The sequence below is a fragment of the Sphingopyxis sp. 22461 genome (assembly GCF_052044915.1).
Classification (GTDB): Bacteria; Pseudomonadota; Alphaproteobacteria; order Sphingomonadales; family Sphingomonadaceae; genus Sphingopyxis.
In genome coordinates, this window is record NZ_JBQENY010000010.1 from 26,520 (window position 1) to 46,055 (window position 19,536).

Annotated in this window: 18 protein-coding genes; 9 read left to right on the forward strand and 9 right to left on the reverse strand. The window is 60.5% G+C overall.

From position 1 onward, the window contains the following. Positions 1–86: 86 nt before the first annotated feature. Together ACTJI5_RS16795 and ACTJI5_RS16800 are read left to right on the forward strand one after the other, a co-directional pair. Positions 87–1,016 (forward strand): TauD/TfdA dioxygenase family protein, encoded by a 930-nt coding sequence (locus tag ACTJI5_RS16795; RefSeq protein ID WP_440861127.1) that lies wholly within the window; start codon positions 87–89, stop codon positions 1,014–1,016. Positions 1,017–1,486: 470 nt separating this feature from the next. Further along, positions 1,487–2,710 carry a cytochrome P450 gene (locus tag ACTJI5_RS16800; protein WP_440861128.1) on the forward strand — a complete coding sequence of 408 codons (1,224 nt, stop codon included), beginning with the start codon at positions 1,487–1,489 and terminating at the stop codon, positions 2,708–2,710. 48 nt (positions 2,711–2,758) lie between these two features. On the opposite strand, the gene ACTJI5_RS16805 is transcribed toward ACTJI5_RS16800, so the two are convergent. Genes ACTJI5_RS16805 through ACTJI5_RS16815 form a run of 3 tightly spaced genes read right to left on the reverse strand, consistent with a single transcriptional unit; the run spans position 2,759 to position 4,952 of the window. Beyond that, on the reverse strand, positions 2,759–3,718 hold the full coding sequence (locus ACTJI5_RS16805) for a TauD/TfdA dioxygenase family protein (protein ID WP_440861129.1): 960 nt from the start codon (positions 3,716–3,718) through the stop codon (positions 2,759–2,761). Beyond that, on the reverse strand, positions 3,711–4,517 hold the full coding sequence (locus tag ACTJI5_RS16810) for an HpcH/HpaI aldolase family protein (protein WP_440861130.1): 807 nt from the start codon (positions 4,515–4,517) through the stop codon (positions 3,711–3,713). The genes ACTJI5_RS16805 and ACTJI5_RS16810 overlap by 8 nt, the downstream gene beginning before the upstream one ends. Positions 4,518–4,565: 48 nt before the next feature. After that, complete coding sequence (locus tag ACTJI5_RS16815; RefSeq protein ID WP_440861131.1) at positions 4,566–4,952, reverse strand: EthD domain-containing protein; 387 nt, start codon at positions 4,950–4,952, stop codon at positions 4,566–4,568. Between the two features lie 263 nt (positions 4,953–5,215). Here ACTJI5_RS16815 and ACTJI5_RS16820 point away from each other — a divergent pair, with 263 nt between their 5' ends. From ACTJI5_RS16820 to ACTJI5_RS16830, 3 genes are all read left to right on the forward strand, one after another. Beyond that, the gene (locus ACTJI5_RS16820) at positions 5,216–6,310 is read left to right on the forward strand and encodes a zinc-binding dehydrogenase (RefSeq protein WP_440861132.1); all 1,095 of its coding nucleotides are present in this window, start codon (positions 5,216–5,218) and stop codon (positions 6,308–6,310) included. Between the two features lie 103 nt (positions 6,311–6,413). Further along, a complete protein-coding gene (locus ACTJI5_RS16825) occupies positions 6,414–7,469 on the forward strand; it encodes an NAD(P)-dependent alcohol dehydrogenase (RefSeq protein ID WP_440861133.1) in 1,056 nt (351 codons plus the stop codon). Between the two features lie 55 nt (positions 7,470–7,524). Further along, positions 7,525–9,669 (forward strand): PQQ-dependent dehydrogenase, methanol/ethanol family, encoded by a 2,145-nt coding sequence (locus ACTJI5_RS16830; RefSeq protein ID WP_440861134.1) that lies wholly within the window; start codon positions 7,525–7,527, stop codon positions 9,667–9,669. Between the two features lie 92 nt (positions 9,670–9,761). On the opposite strand, the gene ACTJI5_RS16835 is transcribed toward ACTJI5_RS16830, so the two are convergent. Next, positions 9,762–11,243, reverse strand: coding sequence for an aldehyde dehydrogenase (locus ACTJI5_RS16835; RefSeq protein WP_440861135.1), 1,482 nt, complete (start codon positions 11,241–11,243; stop codon positions 9,762–9,764). A 309-nt stretch (positions 11,244–11,552) separates the two neighbouring features. On the opposite strand from ACTJI5_RS16835, the gene ACTJI5_RS16840 reads away from it, so the two are divergent. The 3 genes from ACTJI5_RS16840 (at position 11,553) to ACTJI5_RS16850 (ending at position 14,217) form a co-directional block, all read left to right on the forward strand. After that, a complete protein-coding gene (locus ACTJI5_RS16840; protein ID WP_440861136.1) occupies positions 11,553–12,392 on the forward strand; it encodes an SDR family NAD(P)-dependent oxidoreductase in 840 nt (279 codons plus the stop codon). 25 nt (positions 12,393–12,417) lie between these two features. Beyond that, positions 12,418–12,981: a cupin domain-containing protein gene (locus ACTJI5_RS16845; RefSeq protein WP_440861137.1), complete on the forward strand. Its 564-nt coding sequence runs from the start codon at positions 12,418–12,420 to the stop codon at positions 12,979–12,981. A 99-nt stretch (positions 12,982–13,080) separates the two neighbouring features. Beyond that, on the forward strand, positions 13,081–14,217 hold the full coding sequence (locus ACTJI5_RS16850; RefSeq protein ID WP_440861138.1) for a zinc-dependent alcohol dehydrogenase: 1,137 nt from the start codon (positions 13,081–13,083) through the stop codon (positions 14,215–14,217). Positions 14,218–14,272: 55 nt separating this feature from the next. Here ACTJI5_RS16850 and ACTJI5_RS16855 read toward each other — a convergent pair whose 3' ends face one another. From ACTJI5_RS16855 to ACTJI5_RS16865, 3 genes are read right to left on the reverse strand one after another with little or no spacing between them, the layout of a single operon-like run. After that, entirely contained in the window at positions 14,273–14,647 is a 375-nt protein-coding gene (locus tag ACTJI5_RS16855; protein WP_440861139.1) for an EthD domain-containing protein, read from the reverse strand. Between the two features lie 25 nt (positions 14,648–14,672). Continuing rightward, positions 14,673–15,128, reverse strand: a complete 456-nt coding sequence (locus ACTJI5_RS16860; protein ID WP_440861140.1) for a nuclear transport factor 2 family protein — start codon at positions 15,126–15,128, stop codon at positions 14,673–14,675. A 43-nt stretch (positions 15,129–15,171) separates the two neighbouring features. Further along, complete coding sequence (locus ACTJI5_RS16865; protein ID WP_440861141.1) at positions 15,172–15,957, reverse strand: SDR family oxidoreductase; 786 nt, start codon at positions 15,955–15,957, stop codon at positions 15,172–15,174. Positions 15,958–16,324: 367 nt separating this feature from the next. Here ACTJI5_RS16865 and ACTJI5_RS16870 point away from each other — a divergent pair, with 367 nt between their 5' ends. Continuing rightward, positions 16,325–17,590: a cytochrome P450 gene (locus ACTJI5_RS16870; protein ID WP_440861142.1), complete on the forward strand. Its 1,266-nt coding sequence runs from the start codon at positions 16,325–16,327 to the stop codon at positions 17,588–17,590. A 120-nt stretch (positions 17,591–17,710) separates the two neighbouring features. Here the strand turns inward: ACTJI5_RS16870 and ACTJI5_RS16875 are convergent, their stop codons facing one another. Together ACTJI5_RS16875 and ACTJI5_RS16880 are read right to left on the reverse strand one after the other, a co-directional pair. Next, on the reverse strand, positions 17,711–18,001 hold the full coding sequence (locus ACTJI5_RS16875) for a hypothetical protein (RefSeq protein ID WP_440861143.1): 291 nt from the start codon (positions 17,999–18,001) through the stop codon (positions 17,711–17,713). A gap of 133 nt (positions 18,002–18,134) precedes the next feature. After that, positions 18,135–19,295, reverse strand: a complete 1,161-nt coding sequence (locus ACTJI5_RS16880) for an epoxide hydrolase family protein (protein WP_440861144.1) — start codon at positions 19,293–19,295, stop codon at positions 18,135–18,137. Positions 19,296–19,536 lie beyond the last annotated feature (241 nt).

A 19,536-nucleotide genomic window follows, 5' to 3' on the forward strand; every position in this document is an offset into this window, starting at 1 on the left:
AGCTGACATAGTTGTCGGTAGGCGGACGGAAATATGGGCTAGTGTCACGATATCGCCAACAGAAAAGCCATGTCAGGAGAGGGCACATGCTCGTACGTCCCATTAATCCGGTCTTCGCTGCGGAAGTTTCGGACGTAGATCTATGCCAACCTTTAAGCGACGGGCAACGGGAGCGTATCGAGAACGAGATCCAAGAATTCGGCGTTCTTGTATTTCGCCGGCAGCCGATCACGGCTGACCAACAGGTGGCATTCGCTTCAAGCTTCGGTCCCCTCGACACGGGTCTACAGACAAAGCTGCTCAACAAGGTACAGAATAGGCTAGGCCATGCTGCGCTAAGCGATATCTCCAATGTCGATGCTTCAGGTCAAGTCGCCGATCGCCAACATAAGCAGACCATCATGACGGTTGGCAACATGTACTGGCACAGTGACGCGTCGTATGAGCATCATCCTTTCCGCTATTCCATTCTGTCGAGCCAGGCTGCCGCGAGTTGGGGTGGGCAGACACAGTTTGCGGATCTGCGTGCGGCCTATGACAATCTCGACGAGAGAACCAGGGATCTTATCCGTGACAAGGAGGCGGTCTTCTACGCGAACTATACGCGAGACTTTCTCGGCATAGAGGATGACGAAGCGCAGCGGCAGACCTACCCTCCCGTGCGCTGGCCCATGGTGCGCACTCACCCCGGATCGGGTCGCAAGCTGATCTGGGTCGACAACAAGGTGTTCAAGGTGTTGGGCATGAGCGTACCCGAAGGTCGGGTGCTCGTGCATGAGTTGTTGGAGCATATCGGGCAACGGGAACATGTTTACAGCCACACTTGGGAAGCTGGTGACGTGGTCATGTGGGACAATCGATCCGTTCTCCATCGCGGCCGGCGCTTTGACCTCAATGAACGGCGGGAAATGCGGCGAGTTTCGACAGTGGATGACAGCTCTTCGCTAGGTGAATTATCCTTCGACGAACTGCCCCGCCGTTGGATGGCGCCTGAGAATGCCGAACACGCAGAATGAGACCGGTTGCCGACGGGGCACTTACGGCGTGGTGCCACGTTGCCGGGGCTGTTAGGAATTTCGCATGCGGCGAGGCGGTTGACCTTCAGGCCGGCATCGCCCTGATGAAGCATTCTTCCACGAGCGCTGCGCATTGCTCCTTCGCCATGTTCCACTCGCGGCTGAACTGCTTCTTTGCATTCTGGATCTCCGATAGGTGGAAACACCTTATCTCGGTGTCCACCAAACCGGCAGCAGACCAGCCAGCCTCGTGAGGCGGAACATGGCTAGGCGCAGCTTAGGGATCCAGACGCCGTCCTCCAACGACACTCGGGGGTGAACATAACTGTTAAGCTTAGTCCAGATCGGTGCAGTGGCCGCATGTTGCCTTGCCCGACGCCATCGTGCGAGCTTATCGATGGCCCCCTGACTAGTTCTTAGAACAATTGAGTTAGTTCATAGGAACCAAATGCAATTGAACGGAATCTGCTATGGCGAACTCCCCTCCTTCCACCGACTTCGACCCGGAGCGAGTGGAATCCTTTGTCGACCGTCATCTGCAATTAAGTGCGCTGAGGCGGACGTGTCCAATAGCGCATAGCGATGCCCATGGCGGTTTCTGGCTGGCCTCCCGCTACGAGGACGTCGCCGCTGTCGCTGAAAACGCTGACAATTTCAGTAGCGCCAAGATCTTCAATGCTGAGCTTGACTGTTGGGAAGGAGGGACGATTGTTCCGGCGCTTCCGATGCGGTTCATTCCATCGGAAACCGACAGTCCCGAATGGGACAGGTATAGGGGCGTGTTAAACTCGCATTTCAATCCGAAGGCCGTTGAGGCCCGTCGCGAGAGTTTCACGGCCCACACCCATGCGTTGATCGACGAACACATAGAAAATGGGCAGATCGACATCGTCCTCGATATTGGCAACCCATTATCGGCGATTGGCACGATGTCGCTGATCGGGTTTCCGTTGGATGACTGGTGGGCCTGGGCCAAACCGTTCCATGAGATTACCTATCACGCCAGCGGTTCGGTAGAGCTCGAAAAGGCAGCCCGCGATATTGAACAGGTCTATGATCGGATGCGAGAGGCAATCGCGTCCCGTCGCACGCGCCCGACGGGCGACCTGCTGAGCATCCTCATGGAGCAGAAACCCGTGGGCGGGCCGCTAGACGACGGGGAAATCTTCGATCTTTGCGTACAACTGATGGGCGGCTCGATTGAAACCACGACGGCGTTGATTGCTAATGCGCTAATGTATCTCGATACTGACCATGTCGCCAGGTCGCGCCTAAAGGAAGACCGCAAGATGTTACGCTCCGCATTTGATGAGTTTCTTCGTTACTTCACTCCAGTGCAAAACGTGGCGCGGCGGGTGACGGCGGAGATCGAGGTCGGCGGCACGACGATTGGCGCCGGTGAGACCATATTGATGTCGTGGGCCTCCGCCAACCGGGACGAGGACGTTTTCAAGGATGCCGACCGCGTTGTGATTGATCGATCACCAAACCGCCACGTCGCCATGGGACGGGGCAAGCATTTTTGCTTGGGATCGTTCCAGGCTCGCATGATGTTCGAGGTTGTGATGAACGCTGTTTTCGATCGTCTGCCCGACTATCGGATAATGCATGACAACGCCGTTCGCTATCCCTCGATCGGGAATGTCAACGGTTGGGTGAAGATGCCCGCCCTGTTTGCGCGCGGAGAGAAATAGGCAGCGGCTAGGTCTCTTCTGCAGGAAGGTGGCGGCGACTATCGCGTGTCAGACGCTGATATAGTCCAATCCATCGGCGTTCGCGTTTCGCTCTGTCCGGCCCAGTCCATAGTCGCCTTCGATCGTTGTACGAAGCATCCAGCGTTCCTCATTCTGAGGACAGCCGGTCGAACAATGCAGCACGCGCCAGTTGTCCCACAACACCATCTGTTCCATCTTCCAATGGTGCAGATAGACGTGAGGACTGCGAACGATATGCTGTGCCACCTCCTCCAGCAAGGCATCACCGCCGGTATTTTCCATCCCGTGGATACCGACCGCGAACCAGGGTGAAACATTGAGCACCTTTCTGTCCGTGCCCTGCTGAACATAGACCATCGGATGGATGACCCGCGGAAATTCGCCCAAGCGGCTCTGAATGCTGCGGATGCCTTCCGTATACCGTTCCACAGTTACATCCGCCGTGCGGCCGAACCGCTGATGTGCCGGGTCAAGGTCATATTGGTAGATGACATCCAGCCCTTCGATCCTGCTTTTCAAGCGATCGGGAAGAGTCTCATAGGCGAGGATTTTGTCGATGAAGCCCGTCTCTCCCAAGGAGCTCGGCAATTTCACCGGCCGCAGCACGCCGCCGCGATTGATGCGATCGACATAAATCAGATCGGAATGCCAAGGTAGCCAGCTACCGCGGCTTTCGCCATTCACCGTCAGTAACCATCCGTCATCGGGCTGATAACGCACTGTCATCAGGGCCGGATGATCCGCACGAGCCTCGCGCGTGGGGTGAGCGATCAGCTTTCCGAAACAGCTGCTGAGCTTCAGCTGCATTTCCTCACCCGCCACACCCTCGAAAACGACGACACCTTCGGCAATCCAGAGATCGTAAAGCGCCTGCCTTGTCCTTGCGCGATCCAGGCACTCCAAAGTCAGGTCATGCACGATGGCGCCGAAGGGAAGGTCGTCCGACAGGCGGGTGAGCTTCAGTCCGCCTCGCTCGCTATCAACCATCGCTACTGTCTCCCTTGTTCCGCCGTCCTGTTCCGCGGAGCGAGGCTTTGTGCTCAGCCACCATCGAACGCGCCAGCTTGTGGAGCAGCATATATTCCATTGGCGCGATGAGCATGTCCGCTTCGTCGAAACCAAAATCCGTGGGCGCAAGAACATATTTTCCTGCCGCCCGCGCTGCGGCAAATACCCGGCGCCACGCATCCATCAGCAGCGCCGTATCGGTGTTGAGATCGAGACCCATATCAGCGGAGAGATCGCCCGGACCGAAAAGAACGACGTCGATGCCGTCGACCGCCACGATTTCTTCGACATTCTCTATCGATTTCCGCGATTCCAGAATCGGGATGGTCATGATATTTTCATCCGCTTCGCGCGTCCGCTCAATCCAGCCATCCATCGTGTAGCCGCCGCTGTTGCAGGCGGGGCACATCCCGCGCCGGCCGCGCGGGGCATATCGGCTGGCTTCGACTGCGCGCTTCGCATCCTGCGCGGTATCGACGTGAGGCACGACGATGCCATGGGCACCGACGTCCAGCATCGACTGGATCAGGGCAGGACTGTTCTCGAGTATCCGCACCAACGGCACCACGCCACTGGAACCGGCTGCGCGCACATGATTTTCAACATGGCCGCGGTCGTTGCGCCCATGTTCGCCATCGATGACGACATAATCGAAACCGGCATTTCCCAATAATCCGGTAACGGCGGGATCAATCGACGAGACGAATATGCCGTAGGGCTTTTCGCCGCGATTCATCATGGCGGTGAAACGCGATCTGGCCGTAATTTCTTGGGACATTCAAACTCTCCAAAACCCAGCAAGGATCGGCAGATATAGTCAGTAACATCAGCGCTCCAGAGACGGCCCGGGCGGCGTCCGCCGTTCGTCCACCAGAAACATGGTGAGCGAGGAGCGATCGAGGAAACTGGCTTCATCGGCAGCCACTCTGGCGCCGATCGCCGGATCCCCCATCGCCGCGATCATCGCGTCGTATCTTTCCTGACTCTCGAACCAAAGTTCGGTCATCATGTCGCTCGCGGGCGGCGGCGGCGGTGCGTCGACATGTTCGGGCACTACGAGCCGATCCAGCTCGAAATAGTTTCGTCGATAATCGACGAAATGATCCGGAAAGAGCTCGAGGATCAGGGGCACGTGCCGGTTTTCATAATAGTCTATCCCGTCCTTGCGGGACAAGCCTGGCTTGAACTTGAAGAGAGCGACGAGTTTGATCATGTTTATCTTCCTCAACGAGGCCCGCACAGGAATTGCCGGTTAATGCATTTATGACGGTCGCAGACCGAATGCTCGCCACGTTGGCATTGCGTCCTTCCGGATAGTGCGGGTTGCTGCATTGTAGGGCGGCAAGGCGCAGACTGCCGGCCGATTATTTTCCCGATGCGAGCATTTCTTTCCGATGGCGATACCGCCCATCGCATCCGCCTCGTGCGCGTGCTGGATATGTGAAAGGGCCAGTCGACAGGAAAGGATGCAACGAAGTGCCGATAAGAACGACCGCAGCGATCGCATTCGAACCCGGCAAGCCCATGGTTGTGGAGGAGGTCGATCTCGATCCGCCAGGGGAGGGGGAGGTGCTCGTCCAGACCGGCGCGGCTGGGCTGTGCCACACCGACCTTGATGTGTTGGACGGAAGCAGCCCGATCCCCATCACCTTCCCGGTTGTGCTTGGCCATGAAGGGGCTGGTGTCGTCCTGGAAGTGGGCGCTGGCGTGCGGAACCTGAAGCCCGGGGATCATGTAATCGCGTTCGGACCCGAATGTGGTCTGTGTGGAAGCTGCCGTCACCCGACAGGGAATTTCTGCGATTCAACCTTTAGCGGCGTTGTCGTCGATCCTACCATGACGTCAGGCGGCAGGGCGATACGTGCCGGATATGCGATCGGCACTTTCGCAAAACATTTCGTGACGGACCAGATCCGACTAGTGGGCGTGCGCAAGGACGCCCCTTTCGACGAGATTTCCTATCTTAGCTGCGGCGCGACGACCGGGATCGGCGCGGCCGTAGTTTCGGCAAACGTGCATTCCGGGGCTTCCGTCATTATTTTCGGTCTGGGCGGGATCGGTCTCAACATCATTCAGGGCGCGCGGATGGCCGGCGCCACGACGATCATCGGCGTCGATATTAATCCGGCAAAGGCGGCCATCGCGCGCCGGCTGGGCGCGACCGCATTCGTCAATCCGTTGGTCGCGGGCGACGGTCTCGTCGGCCTGCTTAACGAGATGACGCACGGCGGAGCGGATTTCACCTTCGAGGCTGCGGGCCGCATCTCCACCATGCAGCAGGCGCTGGCCGCTGCCCGGATTGGCTGGGGTGTCTGCACGATCGTGGGCGTGGCTCCCGCAGGAGAAACCATCGATGTCTTGCCGTTCGATCTCATAATGGGACGCAAGCTGCAAGGCACCACACTGGGCGGATTTCGCGGCAGCCAGCTTCCCGAACTCGTCGACTGGCTGATGGAGGGCCGGTTTGATCTCAAGAGCCTCATCACGGACCATCTGCCGCTCGAAAAGATCAACGAGGGCTATGACAAGATGCGGCGCGGGGAAGGATTGCGTTCCGTCCTTACGTTTTGAAGCGAGTAGCGGCGCGGCGGTTCCATTTCCCGGGCTCTAAACATCGCGGGCGGCGACATGAGCCGCGACCGTCGCGCCACTCCCGCAGATCTTGGAGAACGAAATGAAAATGAAGGCGTACCAGATCGTTGAATGGGGCCAACCCGCAGAATTCGTGGATGTCGACAAACCAACGCCGGGACCCAACGAAGTGCTCGTCCGGATGAGGGGGGCAGGCCTCTGCCGAACCGACCTTGACCTCATGGATGCTGTCCCGGGCGTTGGACCTTACGCGACCGTGCTGCCACACGGATTTACACTGGGCCACGAGAATGCCGGGACGGTCGAGGCGATCGGGAAGGGCGTGACGGATCTGGTGGAGGGGGCCAACGTCATCGTCCATCATATTCACTCGTGCGGAAACTGCGTGTTCTGTCTTCGTGCGGTGGAGCAGCATTGCAGCACATATGCCCGCGGTGCCATGTCACTCACGCGGGGCCTTGGTCTTGACGGCGGACTTGCCCCCTTCATGCTGGTTCCGCGCCGCGAACTTTTGCCGATCGGCTTGCTTGACCCGGTGGAAGTGGCGCCACTCACCGACGCGGGCGTCACTGCCTATCACGCTGTGAAGACCGTGATGGATCGGCTCAGGCCCGGAACCACCGCCACCGTGATCGGGGTTGGTGGGCTCGGCAGCTACGGCGTGCAGCTCCTCAAGCTCCTGACGGAAGCAAAGATCGTCGCACTCGATACCAACGCCGAACGCCTCGCGATCGCGCGTGCGCTTGGCGCCGACCATGGAGTCTGTTCCAACGACAGCGCATCCGACGCCGTCATGGACCTGACGCATGGCTACGGATCGGACGTGGTCCTTGACTTCGTGGGCAGCAACGCGACGCTCGCCATCGCGGCGAAAATATCCCGGCCGCAAGGTCGCATCGTCATTGTCGGTATTGAGGGGGGCTCTCTCAATGTTGGTTGGGGATCGCTGGCCACGAGCTGTGAGGTCGCGATTTCGATGGGCAGCACCCGAGCTGACCTGATGGAAATCTGCGCGCTCGCGGAGCGAGGCAGGTTGAAGATCGACAAGGAACTATTTGCCTTCGAAGATGTCGAACAGGCCTATGACCGTCTTCGAAAAGGGCAGCTTGTCGGACGCGCCGTAGTGACGTTTCCGTGATCGGATCGCGGCACGGCCGCGCGGATGATCGGCACCATTCCCATGGGAGGCGCAGGTGATTGACAGCAGGATGCTACGCGGCCTTACAATCGTGGCGCTGGCCATCGGAGTTGTGAGCTGCAAGTCGGCAGAGGGTGAGCAAGCCGTCGCCGATCAAAATGCGTCGCCGAACCCGGCGAACCTGCTCGACGGCAACAACGGCAGCGACTGGCCCGCCTATGGCCAAAGTTTCGGCGAGCAGCACTACAGCCCGCTGACCGAGATCAACGCCGCCAGCGTGAACAGGCTGGGCCTTGCCTGGTCCTATGACCTGCCGCCCGGCAACCCGATGACTGGCCCACTCGCAGTCGATGGGACGCTTTATACCGCCACAGGCTACAGCGTGGTCCGCGCGTTCGAAGCAGCGACGGGCAAGCTGCTGTGGACGTTCGACCCACAAGCGCCAGCAGCGGCGGGCCGCAAGCTGCGCACCGGCTACGGCATCCGCGGTCTCGCCTGGTGGAACGGCAAGCTGTACGTCGGAACCCAGGACGGCAGGCTGATCGCGATCGACGCCGCTTCCGGCCGTCGGCTGTGGAGCGCAATGACGGTCACCCCCACCGACTACCGTTTCATCAGCGGCGCACCGCGGGTCTTTGCCGGCAAGGTCATCATCGGCCATGGCGGGGCGGACACGTCCGATCTGCGCGGCTACGTCACTGCCTACGATGCGGAGACCGGCAAGAAGCTCTGGCGGTTTTACACCGTGCCGGGCAACCCGGCGGACGGCTTCGAGGACGAGACGCAGGCCATGGCCGCCAAGACCTGGGCTGGCGAGTGGTGGAAGCGCGGCGGCGGCGGCACGGTGTGGAACAGCTTCGCCTATGACGCGGATAACGACACCGTTTTCATTGGCGTCGGTAACGGCGCGCCCTGGAATCACCGCGTGCGCAGCGCCGGCAAGGGTGATAATCTCTTTCTAGCCTCGATCGTCGCACTGAACGGCAAGACCGGCAAATATCGGTGGCACTACCAGTTCAATCCCGCCGAGACCTGGGACTATAATGCCTCCATGGACATGCAGCTCGCCGAGCTTATGATTGACGGCAAGCTGCGCAAGGTGGTTATGGAAGCGCCGAAGAACGGCTTCTTTTATGTGATCGACCGGACGAACGGGAGACTGATTTCGGCGGACAAGATCGCCAAAGTGACCTGGGCCAGTGGTATCGATCTTAAGACGGGGCGGCCCATCGAAGTACCCGAGGCGCGCTATCCCAGTGGCCGCACGTTCGCCTTGTTCCCAGGGCCGCAGGGCGCACACACATGGCTCCCGTCCGCCTATAGCCCGAAGAGCGGGCTGATGTATCTGCCGATCCTGGAGTCGGGCACGGGCTATAATGATCGAGACATAGATCCCCGCACATGGCGTCGAACCCAGGCCAACGCCACCGAGGCAGCTGTCAATTTAAGCGAGGTCAGGCTGTCGCCCGAGAAGCTGGGCCGCGGCGCTCTGATGGCGTGGAATCCGGTGACGCGCAAACAAGTCTGGCGCGTCGCTACAGCGGGCGGCTGGAATGGCGGCGTGCTCGCAACCGGAGGCGGGCTGGTGTTCCAGGGCGAGGACAACGGCCGCTTCACCGCCTATGATGCGCACAGCGGCAAACCGTTGTGGCGGTTCGATGCGCAGGCGCCGGTGCTGGCGCCGCCGATCAGCTATAGCGTGAATGGACGTCAGTATATCACCGTCCTCACCGGCGTCGGCACCAGTGTCGGGGCCATCACCGCGCTTCTCAGCCAGCCGGTTGATTATCGCACGCAGGGGCGTCGCGTGCTCACCTTCGCGCTGGGCGCGACGGCTACGATTCCGAACGCTGCCCCGGTGGAAATCAGGGCCGCCGCGGACCCCGGCTTCAAGCTTGACCAGGCCAGCGCCGATCGCGGCGCCGCCGAGTTCAACCGCTGCCAGACATGCCACGGCATTGGCGCCGTGGCTGGCGGAACCGCGCCCGATCTACGGGTTTCGGCTGTCCCTGCCTCCGCCGAGGTTTTCGAGGCCGTGGTTCGGCAGGGCGTGCTCGTGCCAGCGGGAATGCCGGGTTTCGAGGAACTGACCGATCAGCAACTCGCCGACCTGCGCCAGTATATCCGGGCGCAGGCGGCTGCGCTGCGGGATTCAACCGCTTCGATTTCGACGCACCACCAAGCCCGCGCGCCTCGTTGACAGCCGCGCTGAACGTAGCGAGCGGTGCGGGCGCGTGACCCGCTCATAGTGAGCAAGGTGCCCGCCCTCCCGATATGTCGCTGAACGGTCTGTCAGCTCTTGCCGTGAGATGGAACGCCGTCCAGGATCACGGTCTTGGCTTCCAGGAAGGGGCGCAGACCCTCGACACCACCTTCGCGGCCGATGCCCGATTGCTTGAATCCGCCGAAGCCAATCGAGAAATCACCACGCATCTCATTGTGACCCACCGTGCCTGAACGCAGCCGCCGCGCCGCGTGATAGGCGCGATCGACGTCGTCCGTGAAAATCGCGGCATTGAGGCCGAACGGCGTATCGTTGGCGATTTCGATCGCCTGCTCCTCGCTGTCCGCTGCGATTACGCTAACGACGGGGCCGAAGATTTCTTCGCGAGCGATCGTCATCCCGTTGTCCACATTGCTGAACACGGTCGGCTCGATGAAGAAGCCGCGATCGAGGTGTGACGGGCGCGATCCACCAAAGGCGAGCGTTGCGCCTTCGGCGCGTCCCTTTTCGATATAATCCTCGACCCGATCGCGCTGACGCCGCATGGCGAGCGGACCCATCTGGGTGTCCCCGGACAGCGGATCGCCCACCCGGACCGCGGCGAAGGCCGCTCCCAACGCTTCGACCAGATCGTCGTGCCGCGACCGCGCGACGACGACACGCGTGAGCGCTGCGCAGACCTGGCCCGTCTGCACTGGGATCGCGCGGGCCAGAACCTCCGCCACCTTGCCGACGTCATAATCGTCATACACGACCGCCGCCGATTTGCCGCCAAGTTCCAGCGTGCAGCGCGCGATGCGATCGCCGCAGATGGAGGCGATCCGCCGCCCTGCGGTGCTTGATCCAGTGAAGGTGATCTTGTCGACATTGGGATCGCGTACGAGCAGTTCGGACACTTCGCGGTCGGCGGTGACGATGTTGACCACGCCCGGCGGCAGGCCAATGGCTTCGCAAACCTCCCCGACGATATAGGCGGCGCCGGGCGCTTCCGGCGACGCCTTCAGGATGACGGTGCAGCCCGCCAGCAGCGCCGGCGCGAGCTTGGCGGCGATCAGCAACGGCGGGGCGTTCCACGGAATGATCGCACCGACCACCCCGACCGGCTCACGCACGAGGAGACCGTGCGCGCCGCCCGCTCCCGGTGTATGGACTTCCTCGAACTCGAAACGCTCCGCAAGATCGGCGTAGAAGCGGTAGAGGGAATTTGCGTAACCGGACATGCCCTGCGCGACCGACAGGATCGACCCGTTTTCACTGGCGGTCAGAGTCGCTGTCTCGTTTGATCGTTTGTCCAGCGCATCGGCGAGCGCGGTCAAATAGCGTCCGCGCTCAGCGGGCGAAAGCCATGGCCAGGGCCCGGTGTCGAACGCTTTGCGGGCTGCCGCGATCGCGCGCGCCATGTCCTCGGCTTGCGCTTCCGCGATGCGGAGGAAGGGTTCCTCGGTGCTGGGGTTCACCAGGTCGAAACGGGCATCGCTGCTGGGCGCCTCCCAACAGCCGCCGATATACAGGCGTTCAGGGTTTGCGATCAGGGTGGACACGTCGATCATCGAAAGCTCCTCGAAATTTACTTCTCGCTGTGATGAGTAGCGCGTCTCCGCTTCCGTGGGAAATCGGGTAGGGGATACTAGGACGGTCGCGACCCTGCTGGCGGCGGAGGCGGAGGCGAAAAACTTCGTTCACGCTGCCGAATTTTTTCCCCGTTTTATGCCGTTTTACGCGGCAACTAGGCGGATGAGTCTCGGCGGGCCGCAAAATTCGGGTCCGACGTTACAAAGAGGCTTGGATCGGATTTCGAACATTTCGAGCGATCAGGACTGTTCTTTATACCCGACAACAGACCGCCGGAACGCGAAACTATGTTCGTCCGCAATTTGCGAAACCGGCGATCACCGCATCGCCCACCAAAAGGGGTCGGAATGTTCGATTTGGCAGGGAAAGTGGCACTCGTCACAGGTGGCGCACGGGGGATTGGCCTTGCCGAATGCCGCCTTTTTGTCGAGCTTGGCGCAAAGGTCGTTTTGGCCGACCTGCGCATTGAGGAAGGGCGATCGGCGGCGAGCGACATTGGCGAGAAACACTGCGTTTTCGCTCCGCTTGACGTAAAGCAGCCGGATCAATGGCGGTCGGTTGTCGCCGTTGCCATGAGCCATTTCGGCAAACTCGACTGTTTGGTGAACAATGCGGGCATATTCCGCGCCACCCCGATCGAGACGGCAACCGTCGAGGATTATATGGAGGTGGTCGGTATCAATCAGGTTGGCACTTTCCTGGGCATCCAGTCGGTTATTCCGGCGATGCGCGACGCTGGCGGCGGAAGCATCGTCAACGTCGCATCGACAGCCGGGGTCCAGGCGAGTCCCGGGCCGATCATCGCCTACACCGCTTCAAAATTCGCGGTGCGCGGTATGACCCGGTCGGCCGCTATCGAGCTAGGCCCGCTGGGCATCCGCGTGAACACTTTGATTCCGGGCATGATCGAAACACCGATGAACACCGAGAGCGAAGCCGTGATGAAGGCGATTGGCGCGCTCGCGCGTCTTCAACCCGTCCCGCGCCTGGGGCAGGCGAACGAGTGCGCGCGGCTTGCCGCCTTCCTGCTTTCCAACGCCGCCTCCTATTGCACGGGCTCCGACTTCACGGCGGACGGAGGGTTTCTCGCCGGCTCGCTGCCGAATGAAGGCTCGCTACCATCCTAGCATTTGTCCCGAACGGCGCCTGCTGTTGTCTAGCGGCACCCCGGCAGAACAGGAATATCAGATGGATTATCTCACTAACATCGATCTCGTCGTCGCCAAGTTCGACGAGACGGGCAAGGCGGTTTTTAAGGACGCCGGGCCACCGGCCACCAACTATATTTCGGGTGCAGTAGAGGCGTCCTATCTATGGGGCGCCGAGCAGACGCCGTCGCTTCCCGATGCGGTGGGCGGCCCCGTGGCGCAGATCGATTTCCCGATACCCGGCGGATCGAGGTTCGGGCTGGTGTGCTTTCCTCCCCATTCGGCGGGCAAGCTCGATATGCGGGCCGGGGGGCAGGCGGACGAGGTGGAAATTGGCTCCCATCCGGGGATGCACCGATCGGACAGCCTGGATTATGAGATCGTCCTGAAGGGCAAGGTCGACATAATCCTTGAGGGAGGGGCCCGGCGGACGCTTCATCCCGGTTCCTGCCTTGTCATGGCCGGGGTCATGCACGCCTGGGAGAATATCTATGACGAGCCGTGCATTTATGCGGTCGTCGTCATCGGAGCCAACCCTCGGCCAGGGATCAGCGCAGGCCAAGAATAGGCCCGTGGCCAATTTCCGTGCAATTCGCGGTCCGTGTTGTCGCAAAGGGCCAAGCGCATCGAGGTCGGCGAAGACAGCCAGCCTACAGAGGATGATACAATGGCTATAACGACGCACAGCGACCGCACGGCCCCGGCCCGTGCCGTGGTCTTCGAGGATGTGGAGACATTCGTGGTACGTCCGATCGCACTGCCGCCGATCGGCCCGGACGACATGCTGGTCGAAGTGCTGCTTTGCGGCGTCGATGGTTCCGAGCTGCATATGTATCGGGGCGAATTGCCGTGGTTCAATGCCCGTGTTCCGATCATTTTCGGTGACGAGATCATCGGCAGGGTCGCGCAGATCGGCGCCGCCGCGGCGCAGCAACGAGGCATGAAGGTTGGCGACAGGATCACCATCGAAGCGCGCTGGCCTTGCGATCGTTGCCGCTGCTGCGCCGAGGGCCAATATTATCTGTGCGAAAATAATCCCGACGGCCGTGGATACGGCACGATCAGCATGGGTGAAGCGCCCGGGCTTTGGGGCGGTTACGCGACACATGTGTTCGTGCCGCAGCCAGCGCTGGCTTATCCGGTGCCGGAAGAACTGACACTGGAGGCAGCGCTCGTGTCCTGCTCGCTGCTGGCCAATTCGCTGGCGTGGGTGAAGCAGGCCGAACTGAAACGGGGCGGCACGCTGGTGGTGATCGGCCCCGGCCCGCAAGGGATCGGTTGCGCCCTGGTGGCCGCTCACCGCGGTGCAAAGGTTGTCGTGCTGGGCCTGGAACGGGATGCGGAACGGCTTGCTTTCGCGGAGAGTCTCTCGCCTTCGATCAGCGCCGTCGTGTCAGGCCCGGAAGATGACATCGCAGGGACCATCGAAAAGGTGTCCGGCATTCTCGGCGAAGTCGATGCCGTGATAGAGGCGGCCGGCGTTCCGTCGGCAAAGGAATTTGCCTTTGCCCTTGTCCGCCGAACGGGGCGCGTACTGCAGGTCTCGATTCCGTTCCCGCATGTTCAGCCGGTCGACTGGCAGAACGCGCTGATGAAGGAGCTGACTATCCTCAATCCCGTTTCCCACCCGCATGCGGTCAAGCCAGCACTTGCGCTCGGCGTAGAGCTTGCGCGTGACGGCATTGATGTCGGCCGCTTCGTCTCGCACCGCTTCGGGCTGGACGACGCAGCCGAGGCTATCGAAGTCGCATCATACCGGCGATCCGATAGCCCCATCAAGGTCGTACTGAATCCCGCGATGTAAGTTCGCGGGGTCGGGCAGCCGGCCGCGCTCCAATGGGCGGTTTGTCCCGAATGCGTCAGGCGGGTGTCTGCACCGACATCAGGTCCTCAAAGCACATCGTCGTAATATCCGCGCTCAGCGCATCGCTCATCGACATTTCGTCCGTTCCGGCACGGTCGGCAACCATCTGCAGGACCGAGGGCAGGTCATCGGTTTCGATCGTGTACGTCGCCAGATAACTGTATTTCAGTCCGGCCTGCTCGGTGCCGACCACCGCGATGCCATTCGGGCCGGGACTGGTCTGCGTTCCGGCCAGCCGACCGCGGGTAACGCCGACGACGCCGGGAATGCGCAAAAGATCCGGAACATGGACCTCGTTGTACCAGCGCTCGAATTCTTCTTCTTTCCCTGCTTCGGCGTTTGTAAGCACCACCCAAGTATATCTCGTCATTCGATGTCCTTTCTTGCGGGCGATTTTAATCCACCGCTCGCGGCGGGGTTTGCGTGACCAGCCTCAGCCTGGTCAATCGCATCGTCTTGATTTTCCACTCGCCATCCAGGCGCTCGTAAGTTTCATGATAATGGCCGAACCCGCGCAAATGGGCATAGCCCAGAATGGAGGCGCGTTCGGGCGGCCAGTATATCCGGTCATCCATGGGCCAGATCGCGCGGGCGTGATTCTCGCTCTCGATCTCGATCTCCGGCATGTGGCCGAAATGAACGCTGACTGCGCCCTCCAGCGCCTGTTCGAAAAAGATCAGCGACTGGTCGATACCAGCCGGCCCGGTGCGCGCCTCAGGCACCTCCAACTGCGCATCGGGCGTGAAGATAGCGCGCAGGCCCTCCCAATCCTTGGTGTCCACGAACCTGAAGTATTTTGCCTTAACGACCTTGATCGCTTCGATCGCGATCAGTTTTTCGATCGAGTCCATGGGGTTTTTCCTGATTGATATGGTATGGACACGCGCCGCCCGCTCAGGTCGGATCGACGATCGACGTGCCAAATGGGCGCATCACCGAACCATTATCGACAAGCAACTCGGTTCCCGTGATGAAGCGCGCCTCCTCGGACGCAAGATACACCACGGCATAGGCGACATCCTTGGGCGCGCCAAGCTTGCCGAGCGGCAACACGCCGTCGGCAACCGGCTCGGGTTTGCCGGTCCGCATCATGACCTCTTCCATCATCGGCGTTTCGATCTCATTGGGATGGATCGAGTTGCAGCGGATCGGGAGTCCGTTGTCCTGGCAGAAGGCGGCGATGGATTTGGTCATCGTCCGGACGGCGCCCTTCGACGCTCCATAAGCAAATCCCAGTCCGAACCCCTGATGGGATGCGGTGGATGCGATGTTGATGATGGAGGCGTGATTTGATCGCTTGAGCAGCGGCATCATCGCCCGGCAAGCCAGAAAGGTTCCGCCCGCATTGATCGCCAACACGCGGTTGAACTGATCTGGCGTCGTGTGTTCGATGTCGGCTATCAATACGATGCCCGCCGAATTGACCAGAATGTCGAGCCGCCCGTGGCGTTTCTCCACCTCCGATGCCACGTCTTGCCACTGGTTCGCGTCGGAAACATCCAGTTTCAGGAAGCTGGCGCTTTCGCCGATACGCTTGGCGTTCTGGCTGCCCATCTCCTCGTTCAAATCGACGAGGATCACGGTCGCTCCCTCGGCGGCCAGCATCTGGGCAGCAGCAGCCCCCATTCCCGATGCCGCGCCGGTCACCAAGGCGATCTTACCCTCTACACGGCTGCTCACGCTCATCTCCTTCATCAACTTGTTGCCACATAACACCCCCGCCGTCCGGCAAGCTAACGAGATTCGGCGCGCGGACCCGCTTCAGGGAAGCGACTCCGATGTCCGCCGGTGAGTGCCAAATTTTCTGCAGGCTATCGGTTGTTGAGCGCGCGGCAATGCGGACGGGTTTCTTGAACCGATAAAACATGATGAAATCTGAGTTTCTCCGAACATTGTCGTGGTTAGAGCGATAATTTTTTTGCAAGGATCAGCGATATTCGGACGAAGGCCAAACGTCGTCGGCACTGCTGCGCGTTCGTGACGCGCGCGAGTGACCAACCGCTGGCTTGCGGCCCGGCTCGCAACATCCTGACTGGAGGGGATTGAAATGGACAACCTGCAAGTGGGTCTGCGCGACCTCACGGAAATCGACGACTGCCTCACTACCCCCGCTTATTTTGCGAACGACGGCTTTCACGAGGCTTTCCAAGTCCTTCGGCAGGAGGATCCGGTGCATTGGACGAAGGGCAAGCATGAGCGCGGCTTTTGGTCGATCACGAAATATGATGATTGCGTCAAGGTGCTTCAGAACGCGGCCCTGTTCAGTTCGAGCGAAGGCAGTCACCTGCCTCCATCGGCCGTTCCGCTGACCGACGAGGAGCGGTTCAAGCAAGGCTATGGCGCCATGCCGACCCATACCGATCCGCCGCGGCACATGCAGATGCGTCAGCCGTTCAATAAACATTTCTATCCCAAAGCGATCGAGCAGTTTCGCGGCAAATGCGAACAGGCGGTCGAGATGATTATGCGCGACGTCGGCCCGAAGGGCGAGTGCGAAGTGGTCGAGGAGGTCGCGGCGCTGCTTCCGGTTGCGCTCGTTCTGGAGATGATGGGCGTCCCGCACGAGGATTGGGCGATGGTCCGTCACCAGTGCGTCACCTTCATGAGTTCGCAGGATCCGACCTACCAGATCGATGGGGATCCGGTGAAGACGAAGGTCAGCGCACAACTTAAAGTATTCGATTATGTGCTCAAGCTGGCGTTGGATCGTCGCAAAAACCCGACCAATGATTTTACCAGCCTCATCGGCACGATGCTGATCGACGGAGAGTTGATGAGCGAGCGCGATGTCGGTTGGTGGTGCTTCTCGCTCGTTGCGGCGGGGCTGGAAACAACCCGAAACGCTGCGGCTTTGGGGCTGCTCGAACTCATTCGGCGGCCGGAACAGTTTAACTTGTGGCGCGCCGACCGCTCGATCACGGAGTCTGCTTGCGAGGAAATTCTGCGCTTCACGACCCCGTCCAAGCATAAGCTTCGGGTGGCGATGGAGGATACGGAGATCGGCGGCAAGCAAATCCGGAAGGGCGACTGGGTGGTGGTCTGGCTGGCGTCGGCGAATCGCGACGAAGCGATGTTCGAGCGTCCCCAGGAACTCGACCTGACGCGCAATCCGAACCGTCACCTGACTTTCGGGATCGGCGAACATCTCTGTCTCGGGCGCAATCTGGCGCGGCTTGAATTGCAAGCCCTGCTACCCCGAATCCTGGAATTGATGCCGGACGTCGAGCTTGCCGAGCCAGCTGACTATCTTGCGTCCGACAACACCAACGGGCTGAAATCCCTTCGGGTGCGGTACACGCCCTTCACCCTGTAATGGCTGCGAACGCCTGGGGTCCATGTGGCCCCGGGCGTTCATTCTACGCGGGCGCTGGTCCAGCGCATCGGTCGGAGCAGGGAAGGGCGCTGACCGGCGCCAAAGCTCGCGCGAACCCTGTCAGGGAATCTTGAGTTCCTCGACCCGGCGGATCTCATAATCGGTGATATAGTCGCCGACGATCTCCAACTCGACCCTCTCCGGATCCTTGTAATAGGCTTCGGCCGCCTGATCGAAGTCGCCGCCATGCCTGATCGCCCAGGTAAACAGGTTGAGTTCGCGATCGGCGAAGGTGAAGAGCACCCGGAAGCCGTGCCGCTCCCGGACGACTGCAATCCTCCTGAGGATCCGGAGAAATTCATCCCATTCATCAGGCTTGATGAAATATCGCTTCAGCTCCGTGCCGGCCATAAAGCCTCCATTGTGCCGGGGCGATGCCCCGTGCGTTTGTCCACGCGACTTCGAACGAGGATGCGCGGTTAAAAATCCGGCACGACCACCGACCACCGACCACCGACCACCGACCGGCGGAAAAGACCGGGTGTTATCGGACGACGCGAAAGCACCGGCGCATCTCGTCCACAAATAGCTCCGGTTGCTCAAAGGCGGCGAAGTGGCCACCTTTGTCGAGTTCGTTCCAGTAAAACAGCGCGCTGTAGGCATTCTCGGCCCAGCGGCGCGACGGCCGCGAAAGTTCCTTGGGAAAGATCGAAACTCCGACCGGCATCTCCACCGATCGCGTCTGAAAAGCATTGGCAATACTCTCCCAGTAGAGGCGTGCGGATGACCCACCCGTCGCTGGAAGCCAGTAGAGCATGATGTTGTCGAGCATTTCGTCCATGCCTAGCAGGTCTTCGACCGCGCCATCATGGTCTGTCCAGAATTGCAACTTCTCGTAGATCCACGCCGCCTGTCCGACGGGTGAGTCCGTCAGCCCATAACCTAGCGTTTGAGGCCGCGTCGACTGAATGCGGAGATAGCCGGTGCCCGTCGCCTCGATATCCGCCCAGTCCTTGACAGCGGCTTCTTCCGCCTGCGTCATAGCCGCCATCTGTTCGGGCGTTGGATAGACGATCGGGATATTGAGATGGATGGCAGCGCAGCCTTCGGCGCGATCGACGCCCATCTGGTTCGTTACCGCGGCGCCCCAGTCCCCACCCTGCGCTACGTAGCGGTCATAGCCAAGCCTGGCCATCAACACCGCCCAGTTCCTGGCGATCCTCTCTACGCCCCAGCCGACGCAGCTTGGTTTGCCCGAAAATCCATATCCCGGCAGGGACGGCAGCACGAGATGAAATGCATCTTCGGGGTTTCCGCCGTACGCGACGGGATTCGTCAATGGCCCAATGACTTTGTTGAATTCGATGACCGAGCCCGGCCAGCCGTGCGTCATCAACATGGGCAACGCATTTGCATGCGGCGAGCGAATATGCAGGAAGTGGATGTCCAAGCCGTCCAAATCGGTTTTGAACTGGCCCCACGCGTTCAACTGCTCCTCGCATCGGCGCCAGTCATAGACCGTACGCCAATACTCGCAAAGAGAGCGTAGCTTCTCGAGACGCGCACCTTGTGACCAGTCGTCTACCGGCTCCCGTTCCTGCCAGCGGGTTCGGGCCAGCCGCTCCCTCAAGTCCGCAAGCTCGTCCTCGCTGACGGAAAGCCGGAAAGGGCGAACAGCGGCATGATCGATTTTTGAGATAGACATGTTCCCTCAGTCCCGTCCGACGGCCGAAAGTCGGCCTTTCATGCCATGCATTCTCAATGAGCGATGGGCAGAGCTGGACGCGTTAATCAGACTGGATGCAGCTTGAACATAATTTATCGTCCGGGAACACCGGATGATCATTATTATGAATAGATGATCGCCTTGCAACATGCAGTCACCCTGCGATCCATGCTATAAGCATTACTCCCCCGAATGCCGGCTGAGCTGGCATGTTTGAGGA